The sequence below is a fragment of the Stenotrophomonas sp. CFBP 13718 genome (assembly GCF_014842145.1).
In the GTDB taxonomy this organism is placed as follows: domain Bacteria; phylum Pseudomonadota; class Gammaproteobacteria; order Xanthomonadales; family Xanthomonadaceae; genus Stenotrophomonas.
Map to the genome: position 1 here is coordinate 36,870 of NZ_JACYVC010000015.1, position 13,548 is coordinate 50,417.

The window sequence follows — 13,548 nt, forward strand, 5'->3', positions numbered from 1 at the left end:
GGTCGGCACAGCCGTCCGCTGCTTGGGACAGACCGAAGCAGATCTTTGGGGGCGACCGTGGCACGCTGTGCGGTCATGAACCTGCTCCAGCTCATCCGCACTTTCACCCGTACCGCCGAGGCCGGCAGCATTGCCGGCGCAGCCCGTGCCCTGGGCATCAGCGCCACCGCCGTCGGCCAGAACATCGCACGGCTGGAGGCGCACCTGGGCGTGCGCTTGTTCAACCGCAGCACCCGCTCGCTGTCGCTCAGCGAGGCCGGCGCGCTGTACCTGGCCAAAGTGCAGCACATCGAGGCCGACCTGGCCGGCGCGCAGGCCGCCGTGAGCAGCGGCGACATCGAGCCGGTGGGACCCCTGCGGATTGCCTGCAGCCGTGCGTTCGGCCGGCACGTATTGGCCCCCATGCTGCCAGCGCTGCAGCGGCGCCACCCGCAACTGCAGGTGGAACTGCGGCTGTCCGACCGCGCCGTGCGGCATGCCGAAGAGTCGGTGGATGTCAGCATCCGCATCGGCGCCCAGCTGCAGGACGGATTGGTGGCACGGCCCCTGGCGCGCATCCCGTTCGTGTTCTGCGCGGCGCCCTCCTATCTGGAACAGGCCGGCACGCCCACGTCACCAGAGCAGTTGGCCGCTCACCGCGCACTGTTGTTCCGTTTCCCCGCTGATGGCCGGCCGCTGCGCTGGGGGATGCTGGGGGAACAGGGACGCGTGGAAGCCACGATGCAGACCGGAATGATCTGCGATGACATCGACGCATTGGCTGAACTGGCAGCCGCAGGCGGCGGCATCACCCGGCTGGCCGCCTTCGTTGCCGAACCCTACCTGCGCGACGGACGCCTGCAGACCGTGCTGGCCGACGACCCGCGCTGGATGCCGGAACCGATGGAGATGTTCTTCTGCCTGAGCGACCGCCGCGACTTTACTGCCCGCATCCGGGTGTTGTTCGAGCATCTGCAGGCAGGCTTGCCGACGGCATGGCAGGTGCAGGCGAGCTGACGCCGCGGCGCGGTAGAGCCGACGGGGTAGAGCCGACTTCAGTCGGCTGCTCTGCACGGAAATCCGGTTGCGTTCGGGAGAGCAGCCGACTGAAGTCGGCTCTACCCCGTCGGCTCTACCCGTCGGCTCTACCGTAGCGGTGCGTGAGCATCCCACGCACCGACGGTCCTTGGATCAGCGCGTCTCGAACACGCCGCGGGCTTCGCGCGGTTCGCAGCGCAGGTACTGCGGCGCGGGGGCCACGCTGTCACCCAACGCGGCGGCGGCATGCCACGGCCAGCGCGGGTCGTACAGGATGCCGCGGGCCAGGGCGATGGCGTCGGCATGGTTGTGGCGCAGGATCGACTCGGCCTGGTCCGGCTCGGTGATCAGGCCCACGGCGATCACCGGCATGCGGCCCTTGGCCTTGATCGCCGCAGCGAAGGGCACCTGGTAGCCCGGGCCGATCTCGATCTTCTGGCGCTCGTCCAGTCCGCCGCTGGATACGTGCAGGAAGTTGCAGCCGCGCGATTCCAGGATCATCGCCACCGTCTCGGTCTGGGTGATGTCCCAGCCGCCCGGTACCCAGTCGGTGGCGGAGATGCGCACGCCAACCGCGATCTTCGGCGACACCGCCTCACGCACCGCGTCGTACACCTCGATCAGCAGCCGCATGCGGTTGGGCAACGCGCCACCGTAGCCGTCGGTGCGCTGGTTGCTCAGCGGCGACAGGAACTGGTGCAGCAGGTAGCCGTGCGCTGCGTGCAGTTCGATCAGCTGGATGCCCAGACGCTCGGCGCGACGCGCACTTTCAGCGAACGCTTCAACGATCCCGGCGATCTCGGCTTCGGTCAGTTCATGCGGGGCCGGGTTGCCGGCGTGGAACGGACGCGGCGACGGTGCGACCGGGGTCCAGCCATTGTCATCATCGGCGGGAATCTGCTTGCCGCCTTCCCAGGGCCGCGACACCGATGCCTTGCGACCGGCGTGGCCGAGCTGGATGCCGATCGGCATCGGCGACCAGCGCCGCACCGATTCCAGCACCGTGCCCAGCGCCGCTTCGGTGGCGTCGTCCCACAGGCCCAGATCGGCATGGCTGATGCGGCCGCGCGGCTCTACGGCGGTGGCTTCCAGAATCAGCAGGCCGGCGCCGGACTGCGAGAGGTTGCCGAGGTGGATGGTGTGCCAATCCGTGGCCTGGCCGTTTTCGGCGGAGTACTGGCACATCGGCGCGATCACGATGCGGTTGGGCAGGGTCAGGGGCCCGAGAGTGACGGGCGACAGCAGCTGGCTCACGTGGGGGGATTCGCAGGGGGAAAAAGACAGGGGGCTATTGCAGCGCCGATGGGGTTTCAGATCAAGCGCTGTGTTGGATCACAGGATTGCGCGGGGGGTGGCATGGCCTGCGTCAGGCCCCTCGATGCCGGAAACAATCCGCCGAGCGTGGCTCGGCGCTACGACGCTGCGGGCAGTCCGGGAGCGCCGAGCCGTGCTCGGCGAGCGCGCAGCGCGGCCTGCGTCAGGCCTCACGCGGCGGGAGAGCATCCTGCCAGCCACGGTGCCAATGCCTCGGCACAGTCACGTTCATCCTTGAACGCCAGCAACCCGTCCGCGCGGGTACGACCGCGATTCAGCGCGGCCACCGGCAGGCCGGCGTTCGCCGCCGCCTGCACGAACCGGAAGCCCGAATAGACCATCAGCGACGAGCCCACCACCAGCACCGCATCGGCGCGCTGCAGATGGTCGTGCACCGCAGCGACACGATCGCGTGGAACGTTTTCACCGAAGAACACCACGTCGGGCTTCAACAAACCACCGCATTGCAGGCAGTCCGGCACGTTGAACCCAGAGAAATCGGTTTCCAGATCCGCATCGCCATCGGGCGCGATGCCGGCGTCCAACGCATCCCAGCCAGGGTTGGCCTGCAGCAGGCGATCCTGCAGGTCTTCGCGCTCAGTGCGTTGTTCGCAGACCATGCAGCGCACCTGATCCAGCCGGCCATGCAGATCGATGACGTTTCGGCTGCCTGCGCGCTGGTGCAGCACGTCCACATTCTGGGTCAGCAGCAATTGCAACTTGCCGGTGGCCTCCAGCGCCGCGAGCGCATGGTGGGTGCCATTGGGCACGGCGTGGCCAAAGCGCGGCCAACCGACCAGGCTGCGCGCCCAGTAGCGCTGGCGCGTGGCCGGTTCGGCCATGAAGGCTTGATACGTCACCGGCGGGGTCCGTTTCCACTGGCCCTCGGCGTCCCGGTAATCCGGGATGCCCGAGGCGGTGCTGCAGCCGGCGCCGGTCAGGACGAACAGGCGGCGGGCGCGCGTGATGAAATCGGTCAGCGGCTGGCTCATACGCAGTCAGATGGGGGCAGCGGCGCCCCCGCGCAAGCGTCGGATCAGACGATCGGGGGGGTATCCGGCAGGGCCGGCACCGCCGTGGGATGGCCCTCGTCGTCCAGCGCGATCATCACGAAGTGGCCGCGCGTGCACAGCTGGCGCTCGCCGTTGTGCAGGTCCTCGGCGATGAGTTCCACCTGCACCTTCATCGAGCTGCGGCCCACCTCGACGATGCGGCCAATCGTTTCCACCATCTGTCCGATGCGGATCGGCAGCTTGAAATCGACCTGGTCGCTGCGCGCGGTGACCACGGTGCGGCGCGAATAGCGTGCTGCGGCCAGAAAGGCCGCCTTATCCATCCATGCCAGCGCCTGGCCACCGAACAGCGTGCCCATGTGGTTGGTGTGGTTGGGAAACACGATCTCGGCCATGCGCACTTCAATGGGCGGCAGCTCAGCAGGAAGTGACGTCATAGCGGCAACCATCGGCGAATGAGTGATTTTTTCAATGATACGGCAATGCGTGAGCCCCTTCCTTGAGAACCAGCCGATCCGTGCAGAAACTCGGACTCCTGGACGAGGAGGGCGAAACATGAAGCGACGTGCGCTACTTGCCGGTACTGCAGCTGCGTTGATCACCAGCGTGCCGTCCTCTTTTCTTCCCCGGGCGGCACAGGCTCAGCCCGCTCATCGTCACCGGAACGCGACGCTACCTCCTCAATGCCCGCACGACTGCAATCTGGTCGCCGCCTTACAGGCGCATGTTGACCTGATAACCCGGGTGAATACCTGCAGGCGGCCATTCCGTCATGCTGGACCGCGGATCGAAGCTGAAAAGCTCGGTGAAAAGCTGATCATTCACAACTACGGTCATGGCGGAAGCGGCTGGTCACTGTGCTGGGGGTCCAGCCGACAGGCGCTGGGTCTGGCGCAGGCAGCCTCCTCGGGGAACGTCGATTCCATGGCAGTTGCCGGATGCGGACCGTTGGGGCTCAGTGCTGCGTTGCTGGCACAGCGTGCGGGTATCTCCGTCCGCATCTACGCCAAGGCATTGCCCCCCACCATCGCTTCCTTGGGTGCCACCGGCCTGTGGTCGCCTGACTCCCGCTTCTGTGCTTCGGACTATGGTGATGACTGGACCCGCGCCTGGAATGACATGGCGAACTTCTCATTCCAGGAACATTCCCAAGCGATCGCACAGCCGGGCATGTCAGTGGAATGGTTCAATGGCTACAGGCTGTCGCACAACTCATTGCGCGACGACGACCGTTCCTTCGAGGCGCTACCGTACGCAATGGACGAACCGCGTTACGCGAAGTTCGCCAGCACCTTTCTCCCCCCATCGGTTGAACTGCCTCCCGGCAGCCATCCTTTTCCATTGCCTCATGCACGCTGCTTCACGGGGATGATGTTCAATCTCCCTCTTTACGCGCAGGCACTGATGGATGAGTTCCTGGCGCGTGGGGGGCGCATCGAGATCCGTGAATTCCGCTCTCTGGGCGAGCTGGCGGCTCTGCCTGAGAACGTGGTCATCAATGCAACAGGCTACGGCGCCAGAGCATTGGTCGGGGATGAGTCCGTCATTCCCGTCAGGGGGCAAACCGTGCGTCTATCGGTACAGCCCGCCGTACGCTATGCGCTGCGTTCTGGCCGCTTTCTGGTCATGCCACGTCGTGACGGGATACTCGTGCAGAACGTCGCGGAGACAGGCGGCTTCAATAATGCAGATGACACCCCGGACCGGGCCGGAGCAGAAGCTATCGTGCGCGAGCTGCAAGCCGTTACCGATGGCATGCGATGTGCATCAACCCATCGAGCCGGACGGTGAAGTCCAGACGCACAAGGCCCCGGTCTGGTGCCGGGGCCTTGAAATCACGCAGAAACGGTCAGGTCAGAAGTTCATGTCGAAGGCGACTTCGCCCTTCACGCCGACCTGGTACGCCGAAGAACGGCGCTCGAAGAAGTTGGTCAACTCCTGTACGTCCTGCAGTTCCATGAAGGACAGCGGGTTGCGCACGTTGTACTTCTTGTCCATGCCCAGGCGATGGAAATGGTTGTCGGCGCAGTGCTGCAGGTACTGGCGCATGTCGCGGGTGGAAATGCCCGCCACGCCGCCGGACAGCACGTCTTCGGCGAACTGCACTTCACATTCGATCGCTTCGGCCAGCATGTCGTACACCTGCTGCTTCATCGCATCGTCGAACAGATCCGGCTCTTCTTCGCGGATGACGTCCACGCACTCGAAGGCGAACTCCATGTGCGCGCTTTCATCGCGGAACACCCAGTTCGTACCCGACGCCAGGCCGTTGAGCAGGCCGCGCGAACGGAAGTAGTACACGTAGGCGAACGCAGCAAAGAAGAACAGGCCTTCGATGCAGGCGGCGAAGCAGATCTGGTTGAGCAGGAACTGACGACGCTGGTCGCGCGTTTCGATGCGGCGCAGGTCCTGGATCGAGTCGATCCACTTGAAGCAGAAGTCGGCCTTCTTCTTGATCGAGTCGATGTTCTCCACCGCGGCGAAGGCTTTGACGCGCTCGTCCGGATCCGGCAGGTAGTTGTCGAGCAGAGTCAGGTAGAACTGCACGTGCAGCGCTTCTTCATACAGCTGGCGCGACAGGTACATGCGCGCTTCGGGCGCATTGAGATGCTGGTACAGGTTCAGCACCAGATTGTTGGACACGATCGAATCGCCGGTGGCGAAGAACGCGACCAGGCGGTGGATCAGGTGGCGGTCGGCCGGCGACATCTTGCTGTGCAGGTCGCTGATGTCGATCTGGAAGTTGATCTCTTCCACCGTCCAGGTGTTCTTGATCGCGTTCCGGTACATCTCATAGAACTGCGAGTAGCGCATCGGACGCAGGGTCAGTTCGAAACCTGGGTCGAGCAGCATCTGGGTGGGTTTATCGGCCATGGGTGTTTCCTGGGTTTACGGGTAAAAACGCCGAGCAGGGCTCGGCGTTACATCGGTGCTGCGTATTACTGGCACGCCTCGCAGCTTTCCGGATTCTCCAGCGAGCAGGCCACGGCATCGACCGGATCGACGGCCGCGACGTGCGTGCTGACCGTGGTCTTGGCGATCTTGGTGGCCGGACGCGAACGCAGGTAGTAGGTGGTCTTGATGCCCTGCTTCCAGGCGTACATGTACATGGAGGACATCGCGCCGATGTTCGGGCTTTCCATGAACAGGTTGAGCGAGGCGGACTGGTCGATGAAGGCACCGCGCTCGGCAGCCATGTCGATCAGCGAACGCATCGGCAGTTCCCACGCGGTGCGGTAGACGTGGCGCAGCGTTTCAGGGATCTGCATGATGCCCTGGATGGAGCCTTCGGCCAGCTTGATCGCATCGCGCATTTCCGGCGTCCAGTGGCCCAGCTTCTTCAGCTCGGTCACCAGGTAACGGTTGATCTGCAGGAAGTCGCCGGACAGCGTTTCGCGCTTGAACAGGTTGGACACCTGCGGCTCGACGCACTCGTAGCAACCGGCGATCGAGGCGATGGTGGCGGTCGGTGCAATCGCGATCATCAGCGAGTTGCGCAGGCCGTGCTCCTTGATGCGCTCACGCAGGGCATCCCAGCGTGCGGTGTCTTCCGGCACCACGTTCCATGCATCGAACTGCAGCTCGCCGCTGGCCGCACGGGTGTCGGCGAAGGACGGATGCTTGCCGCGCTCCTGCGCCAGCTCGCACGAGGTTTCCAGGGCATGGAAGTAGATGCTTTCGGCGATCTTCTTCGACAGCGCGCGGGCTTCGACACTGTCGAACGCCAGGCGCTTGCGGAAGAACACGTCCTGCAGGCCCATGCAGCCCAGGCCGACCGGACGCCAGCGCAGGTTGCCGCGGCGTGCCGATTCGATCGGGTAGAAGTTCAGGTCAATCACGCGATCCAGCTGGCGGATGGCCAGGCGCACGGTGTCGGCCAGCTTGTCGAAGTCGAACTCGCCGTGGCTGTCGAAATGGTTGCCCAGATTGATCGAGCCCAGGTTGCACACCGCGGTCTCTTCGGCCGAGGTGACTTCCAGGATTTCGGTGCACAGGTTGGACAGGTGGATCACGTTGCCCGCACGCAGGGTCTGGTTGCTGGCGCGGTTGCACTTGTCCTTGAAGGTCATCCAGCCGTTGCCGGTCTCGGCCAGGGTGCGCATCATCCGCGAGTACAGCTTGCGCGCGGAGATGGTGCGGTTGGCCTTGCCCTGCGCTTCGGCCTGCACATAGGCGGCTTCGAAGGCTTCGCCGAACAGATCGGTGAACTCCGGCACGACGCGCGGATCGAACAGCGACCATTCCTGGTCGGCCTCGACGCGCTTCATGAACAGGTCCGGGATCCAGTTGGCCAGGTTCAGATTGTGCGCACGGCGCGACTCGTCACCGGTGTTGTCACGCAGTTCGAGGAAATCCTCGATGTCGGCGTGCCAGCTTTCCAGGTACACACAGGCCGCGCCCTTGCGCTTGCCGCCCTGGTTCACGGCCGCGACCGACGAATCCATGGTCTTCAGCCACGGCACGATACCGTTGGAGTGGCCGTTGGTGGACTTGATCAGCGAGCCACGCGAACGCACGCGGGTGTAGCTGACGCCGATGCCGCCGCTGAACTTCGACAGCTGGGCGATGTCGCCGTACTTGGAATAGATGGACTCCAGCGAATCCTGCGGCGAGTCCAGCAGGAAGCACGAGGACAGCTGCTCGTGGGTGGTGCCGGAGTTGAACAGCGTCGGGCTGGACGGCAGGTAATCCAGGTTGCCCATGCGCTTGTACAGCGCCAGGGTTTCCAGCACGTCTTCGCTCAGCGCGCTGGCGATGCGCAGGAAGAACTGCTGCGGGGTCTCGATCACCTTGCGGGTGTGCGGGTGGCGCAGCAGGTACCGGTCGTACAGGGTGCGCAGGCCGAAGTAATCGAAGTGCAGGTCGAGGGTCGGATCGATGGCATCGTTGAGCTTGCGCGCGTTGGTCTGCACGAAGCCCAGCAGGCGATCATTGATAAGGCCCACTTCGTGGCCGCGGCCGACCGACTGCGAGAACGCGTGGATTTCCTGGCCGGACACTTCCTTGGCGATGTAGTTGGCCAGCAGGCGCGCGGCCAAGCGGCCGTACTCCGGTTCTTCGCCGATCAGCAGCGCCGCGGTGCGGATGGACAGCTCGTCCAGTTCCTGGGTGGTCGCGCCGTTGTACAGGCCGGAAATGGTGCGGGTGGCCACGCGCATCGGGTCCACCGAATGCAGGCCCTCGGAAGAACGCTGCACCGCGCGCACGATCTTGTTCAGATCCACCAGCTCGGTCGTGCCATTGCGCTTGGTCACACTCATGGTGTTCGAAGTCGGCGGCGACGTAAGCAGGAACTCGCTTTCCTTGTCGATGGTGGCACTGGTTTCGCTGGTCACGGCGGGTGGTCCTCTGAGCGTGAGATGGGATGCACGGCGCGCCTGGGCAGGCACGTTCCGGTGCGGATCCGACAGAATGGGGTGAGGGTGTCGCAACAGGCGCGACAGTGACGGAAATGACCGTGCACCGCCCCCTGCAAAACCCGTCACACGATCAGAGATCACGCAGCCAGCGCCGCACATGTGCATGAGCGGCTGTCGGTAAAACGGAAGTGCTCCCGTAGGTACCGTTGCGGGGCAGTGCCGGGACCTCTGATGACAGGGGTTCCGGGCGTCCCGTCTGCACCGGTGACTTGGGGTCACCGGAACCGACGGCCACAAGATAGTGGGGTCCAAGGGGTGCGTCAACGCCAAATGTAGGGAATTGACCCAATCCCTTGCAGCGCAAGGACCCCTCCATTCCGGCCCCCCGGCGCGGCGGGGACCCCGCCAGAATCGGCTGCGCAGTCAAGGCCGGAAGTCGCCTTTTTGACGCGACAGCGGGGTCCAACCAACGCAACAATCCGCCCTCACGCCACGTGCACAAAGCTGGCTGTGCACCCAAAAAGGGGACGGAGGGGATTAAGTCGCAAACGGCCGCCTTCTGGCCGTTTGCGACTTAATCCCCTCCGTCCCCTTTTTCAGGCTTTGTGCGGGGTGCCGAGGTACTCGGCGCTCTGCATTTCGATCAGGCGCGAGGCGGTGCGCTCGAAGGCACCCTGCAAGCGGGTGCCGGTGTACAGCTCGATCGGTGAGGTGGTGGCGGTGCAGACCAGGTTGACGTGGCGGTCGTACAGTTCATCGATCAGGTTGACGAAGCGGCGTGCGGCGTCTTCGTTGTTGCGGTCGAACGCCGGGATGCCGCCGAGCAGAAGGGTGTTGAACTCCTGGGCGATCTCGATGTAATCCGACGGCCCGCGCGGCCCTTCGCACAGCGCCGTGAAATCGAACCAGGCGATGCTCTTGCCACGGCCCCGCACCGGGATCTTGCGGCCTTCGATCTCGATGTTGCCGGCCTTTGCCGGCTGGCCCCCGCTGAGGTCGGCCCAGCGCGTGCCCAGCCAGTCGTCGCTGTCGGACGCCAGCGGCGCGCGGTATACCGGCGACCGGGTCAGCGCGCGCATGCGGTAGTCCTCGGTGCCTTCGGCGTACAGCTCCACGCAGTAGCGCTGCAGCAGCCCGATGGCCGGCAGGAAGCTGTCGCGCTGCAGGCCATTGAGGTACAGGTTTTCCACTGCGGTATTGGACGTGGTCACCAGGGTTACGCCCTCGGCGAACATACGCTCCAGCAGCCGGGCCAGCAGCATGGCATCGCCGATGTCGGTGACGAAGAACTCGTCCAGCACCAGCACGCGCAGCTTGCTGCGCCATTCCTGCGCGATCTTCGCCAGCGGGTCGCTCTGCCCCTGATGCTCGCGCAGGCGCTCGTGGATGCCGCGCATGAAACGGTGGAAGTGCGTGCGGTACTTCTGCTGGATCGGCAGCCCGTCGTAGAACAGGTCGACCAGGAAGGTCTTGCCGCGCCCTACCCCACCCCAGAAGTACAGGCCTTTGACCGCCTCGGGCTTCTTGAAGAAGGAGGACAGCCGGTCCAGCCAGCCGTCGTCGGCATCTTCCAGCAGCGCCAAGTGGATGCGATCCAGCTCGGCCAGCGCTGCGTGCTGGGCCACATCGTCCTGCCACTCACCGCGCGCCACGCCGTCGGCATACCGCTGCGACGGCGTCATCACCGCCTCGCTCATGCCGCCGGTTCCGCTTGTACGGGCAGCCAGCGCTTCACCCCATGGGTGATCGCACCGCGCAGGTCGATCAGCTTGCGGTGGAAGAAGTGGCTGGTGTCCGGCATGCGCACCAGCTCGTGCGGTGCGTCCACGGTCTCCAGCCAGTCATACACGGCCTGCGGGTCGACGATTTCGTCCTGCTCGCCCTGGATCACCAGCCACTGGGCAGGCGGCTGGATGCCGCTGAAATCCCAGCGTCCGGCCGGCGGCGCGATGGAGACCAGCGCCTGCGGCTGCACGTCGGCGGTTGCTTTCAACGAAACGAAGGCGCCGAAGCTGAAGCCCACCAGCCACAGCTGGTCATCCGGGCGCTGCTCGCGCACCCAGGCCACAACGGCTTTCAGGTCGTCCTGTTCGCCATCGCCGTGGTCGAAGCTGCCGGCCGATTCGCCAACGCTGCGGAAGTTGAAGCGCACGGTGGTGACACCAAGATCGCGCAGCGTGTTGGCGGCCATGGTGACCACCTTGTTATGCATCGTGCCGCCCTCGGTGGACAGCGGATGGCAGACAATGGCGGTCACCGGCTGGACCGGCACCTCCGGCTTGGGCAGATCGACCGCTACGTCCAGCGGACCCACTGGGCCGGCAAGGACAAGGGTGTCTGATTGCGTGGGGAAAGAGGGATTGCGCATGGCAACATGATAGCGTCCCCCACCCGTCCCCTGCGCCCGACCCCCATGCTCTTCCTCGTGTTTGCGGTGATCTGCAGCGTTCTGGTGTCGGTGGTGCTGAAACTCGCACGCCGCCGGCAGCTGGATATCAGCCAGATGGTGACCTGGAACTATCTCGTCGCTGCCAGCCTGAGCGCCCTGCTGCTGCGACCCTCGCTGGACTCGCTGACCCACGGTCATGCGCCGTGGGGCGCTCTGCTGGTCTTGGCGGTGATCCTGCCGACGATCTTCCTCGTGCTGGGCCGCGCCGTGGCGCAGGCCGGCATCGTGCGCAGTGACGTGGCGCAGCGCCTGTCACTGCTGCTGTCATTGGCGGCCGCGTTCGTCTTCTTCGGTGAACAGGCCGGTCCGTTACGGCTGGGGGGCCTGGCCATCGGCCTGCTGGCCATCGCGGCGATCACCGCGCGCAGCGGCAGCGCCGACAGGCAGTCAGCCGGCAGCTGGCGCTGGTTGTTGGGGGTGTGGGTCGGCTTCGCGCTGGTGGACATTCTGTTGAAGAAGGTCGCGCTGTCCGGCACGCCCTCGATGGCGGCCCTGCTGGTGTGTTTCAGCCTCGCGTTCGTGCTGATGCTGGCGGTGCAGTCGTGGCGCCATGTCACGGGCCGCAGCCGGATGGCATGGCGCAATCTTGCCGGCGGCGCCCTGCTGGGCCTGCTGAACTTCGGCAACATCCTGTTCTATGTCCGCGCGCATCAACATCTGTCGGACAGCCCGGCCACGGTATTCGCTGGCATGAACATCGGCGTGGTGGTGCTGGGCGCGCTGGTCGGTGTGTTCGTGTTCGGCGAGCGCACCAGCGGCTGGAACCGCGCAGGGTTGGCACTGGCGGTGGTGGCGATTGCGATGATCGCGCTGGGCTGAGGTACCGCGCGGCACGGCGCGGGCACGCAGGGCACGCGCATCGTGCGATCGCCGGGGACGCCGAGCGTGACTCGGCGCTACCGGGCGTTGTGCGAGGAGTCAGCCGTCGAAGCCCAACAGCAGGGGATCGTGATCCGAGCTGCGCCACGCTCCGTCCACGTTGCGCTTCTGGTACCCACTGGCATCCATCTCATCGGCATTGATGTGCCATTCCACCGCACCTTTCAGCCGCTTGGCCATGCCGGCATTCAACAACGCGTGATCCAGGCGCCCGCTGAAGCCGTTGTAGACATAGCTGTAAGGCCGCTCCACCCGCGCCACGGCAAAGGCATCCTGCCAGCCGGCGGTGCGCAGCGTGCGGATCGGGTCTTCCATCGCATAGGCATTGAAATCGCCCAGCAGGACGGCATCGCGCGTGCCGGTGCCGGTCGGGTCGCCCTTCATCCACGCATCCAGCTTCTGCGCCGACATCACCCGCGTGGCGTTCCAGCAGCCCTGGCCATCATCGCGGTCGGCATCCGGTGCCACCGCGTCCCGGCAGCCCTTCGACTTGAAGTGGTTGGCGACCACCATGAAGGGAGCCCCGCCCGCTGTAGCCCGGAAGGCCTGCGCCAGCGGCACCCGGCTGTGCTCGGCGAACGGCCCGCCTTCCAGGGTGGCCGGCTTGCCCACCGGCGTCACGCGCCCGGCGCGGTAAATGATGCCCACCCGGATCGGATTGTCACCCGGCCCCTTGCCCGCATCCACGAAGCGCCAGTCACCCGGACTGCCCGACGCCGCATTGAGCGCCTCCACCAGTGTGGAAATGGCCGAGCGTGGTCCGTAGCCGTCGTTTTCCAGTTCCATCAACGCGGCGACGTCGGCATCCAGCGGGCCGATCGTGGCGATGAGCTTCTTGAGCTGGGCCTGGTGTTCTTCCAGCGTGCGCGCACCGCGCAGCGTCGGGAAGCCACCCCCTTCCCCGTCACCGTTGAAGAAGTTTTCCAGGTTGAACGCAGCCACCTTCAAAGCGCCGTCCACCGCCGGTGCGGCCGGGCGCTGCAGCGGCGGCAGCGCCAAGGCACGCCCCAACTGGAGGCTGGGGCGACCCTGTGCATCCACGCGTACCCGACCTTCCACCCCGCGCAGCTGCATGCCGGTGCGCAGCACGGCGTCGGTGGCCAGATAGGGCACCTGCTGCGGGTCACGGGCATCGCTGCCGTCATCAAGCAGCAGGCGGCGGCGCTGGTTGTCCGCCACCACCTGGCTGTAGCCAGCCGTGCCCGGTGCGGCCACTTCCGTGGGCTGCCAGAGACGACCTTCGAAGGCCACGGTGAGCTGGCCGAAACGTTCCAGACCGTCGGTGCCCGCCAAGGTGAGGGGAGCGGCGATGCGCACGTACTTGCCGTCCAATGCGCGCCAGTCGCTGGGGGCACGGGCAAGGGTGATCGTCGCGCCGTCCGCGCTCGCCAACTGGCCGGGCATCGCCTGCGGCACGGGCTGCGGCTGCGCAGTCTGCTGCGGCTGGGCAAACGCGGGAGAAACGGACAAAGCCACGGCAAGGGCAAGCAGGCAACGACGCATCGACAACGGCTCC

11 protein-coding genes are annotated in these 13,548 nt (G+C 65.5%); 3 read left to right on the plus strand and 8 right to left on the minus strand.

Annotation, left to right across the window (positions count from 1 at the left end):
- Window positions 1-75: 75 nt before the first annotated feature.
- A complete protein-coding gene (locus tag IFT58_RS17685; protein WP_188325738.1) occupies window positions 76-996 on the plus strand; it encodes a LysR family transcriptional regulator in 921 nt (306 codons plus the stop codon).
- Window positions 997-1,170: 174 nt separating this feature from the next.
- On the opposite strand, the gene IFT58_RS17690 is transcribed toward IFT58_RS17685, so the two are convergent.
- The 3 genes from IFT58_RS17690 to IFT58_RS17700 all read right to left on the minus strand — a co-directional run bounded on the left by IFT58_RS17690 (window position 1,171) and on the right by IFT58_RS17700 (window position 3,781).
- The gene (locus IFT58_RS17690) at window positions 1,171-2,271 is read right to left on the minus strand and encodes an NADH:flavin oxidoreductase/NADH oxidase (protein ID WP_188325737.1); all 1,101 of its coding nucleotides are present in this window, start codon (window positions 2,269-2,271) and stop codon (window positions 1,171-1,173) included.
- A 230-nt stretch (window positions 2,272-2,501) separates the two neighbouring features.
- Window positions 2,502-3,323, minus strand: coding sequence for an NAD-dependent protein deacetylase (locus IFT58_RS17695; protein WP_192096353.1), 822 nt, complete (start codon window positions 3,321-3,323; stop codon window positions 2,502-2,504).
- Window positions 3,324-3,367: 44 nt separating this feature from the next.
- Complete coding sequence (locus tag IFT58_RS17700; RefSeq protein ID WP_192096354.1) at window positions 3,368-3,781, minus strand: acyl-CoA thioesterase; 414 nt, start codon at window positions 3,779-3,781, stop codon at window positions 3,368-3,370.
- Between the two features lie 118 nt (window positions 3,782-3,899).
- Here IFT58_RS17700 and IFT58_RS17705 point away from each other — a divergent pair, with 118 nt between their 5' ends.
- Window positions 3,900-5,135: an FAD-dependent oxidoreductase gene (locus IFT58_RS17705; protein ID WP_192096356.1), complete on the plus strand. Its 1,236-nt coding sequence runs from the start codon at window positions 3,900-3,902 to the stop codon at window positions 5,133-5,135.
- Window positions 5,136-5,198: 63 nt separating this feature from the next.
- On the opposite strand, the gene IFT58_RS17710 is transcribed toward IFT58_RS17705, so the two are convergent.
- The 4 genes from IFT58_RS17710 to IFT58_RS17725 all read right to left on the minus strand — a co-directional run bounded on the left by IFT58_RS17710 (window position 5,199) and on the right by IFT58_RS17725 (window position 11,072).
- The gene (locus tag IFT58_RS17710; protein ID WP_188325733.1) at window positions 5,199-6,218 is read right to left on the minus strand and encodes a ribonucleotide-diphosphate reductase subunit beta; all 1,020 of its coding nucleotides are present in this window, start codon (window positions 6,216-6,218) and stop codon (window positions 5,199-5,201) included.
- A gap of 65 nt (window positions 6,219-6,283) precedes the next feature.
- Complete coding sequence (locus IFT58_RS17715) at window positions 6,284-8,680, minus strand: ribonucleoside-diphosphate reductase subunit alpha (protein ID WP_188325732.1); 2,397 nt, start codon at window positions 8,678-8,680, stop codon at window positions 6,284-6,286.
- A gap of 620 nt (window positions 8,681-9,300) precedes the next feature.
- A complete protein-coding gene (zapE, locus tag IFT58_RS17720) occupies window positions 9,301-10,401 on the minus strand; it encodes a cell division protein ZapE (protein ID WP_192082483.1) in 1,101 nt (366 codons plus the stop codon).
- On the minus strand, window positions 10,398-11,072 hold the full coding sequence (locus IFT58_RS17725; RefSeq protein WP_192082481.1) for an alpha/beta fold hydrolase: 675 nt from the start codon (window positions 11,070-11,072) through the stop codon (window positions 10,398-10,400). The genes zapE and IFT58_RS17725 overlap by 4 nt, the downstream gene beginning before the upstream one ends.
- 45 nt (window positions 11,073-11,117) lie before the next feature.
- Between IFT58_RS17725 and IFT58_RS17730 the strand changes: the two genes are divergently transcribed.
- Complete coding sequence (locus IFT58_RS17730) at window positions 11,118-11,972, plus strand: EamA/RhaT family transporter (RefSeq protein ID WP_192096357.1); 855 nt, start codon at window positions 11,118-11,120, stop codon at window positions 11,970-11,972.
- Window positions 11,973-12,071: 99 nt separating this feature from the next.
- On the opposite strand, the gene IFT58_RS17735 is transcribed toward IFT58_RS17730, so the two are convergent.
- The gene (locus IFT58_RS17735; RefSeq protein WP_192096359.1) at window positions 12,072-13,535 is read right to left on the minus strand and encodes an ExeM/NucH family extracellular endonuclease; all 1,464 of its coding nucleotides are present in this window, start codon (window positions 13,533-13,535) and stop codon (window positions 12,072-12,074) included.
- Between the last annotated feature and the right edge of the window lie 13 nt (window positions 13,536-13,548).

Bases quoted from the DNA above. Each gene is read 5' to 3' on its own strand.
- IFT58_RS17700 (WP_192096354.1), bottom strand. From the start codon at position 3,781: ATGACGTCACTTCCTGCTGAGCTGCCGCCCATTGAAGTGCGCATGGCC.
- IFT58_RS17730 (WP_192096357.1), top strand. From the start codon at position 11,118: ATGCTCTTCCTCGTGTTTGCGGTGATCTGCAGCGTTCTGGTGTCGGTG.
- IFT58_RS17705 (WP_192096356.1), top strand. From the start codon at position 3,900: ATGAAGCGACGTGCGCTACTTGCCGGTACTGCAGCTGCGTTGATCACC.
- IFT58_RS17685 (WP_188325738.1), top strand. From the start codon at position 76: ATGAACCTGCTCCAGCTCATCCGCACTTTCACCCGTACCGCCGAGGCC.
- IFT58_RS17695 (WP_192096353.1), bottom strand. From the start codon at position 3,323: ATGAGCCAGCCGCTGACCGATTTCATCACGCGCGCCCGCCGCCTGTTC.
- IFT58_RS17725 (WP_192082481.1), bottom strand. From the start codon at position 11,072: ATGCGCAATCCCTCTTTCCCCACGCAATCAGACACCCTTGTCCTTGCC.
- IFT58_RS17710 (WP_188325733.1), bottom strand. From the start codon at position 6,218: ATGGCCGATAAACCCACCCAGATGCTGCTCGACCCAGGTTTCGAACTG.
- IFT58_RS17735 (WP_192096359.1), bottom strand. From the start codon at position 13,535: ATGCGTCGTTGCCTGCTTGCCCTTGCCGTGGCTTTGTCCGTTTCTCCC.
- zapE (WP_192082483.1), bottom strand. From the start codon at position 10,401: ATGAGCGAGGCGGTGATGACGCCGTCGCAGCGGTATGCCGACGGCGTG.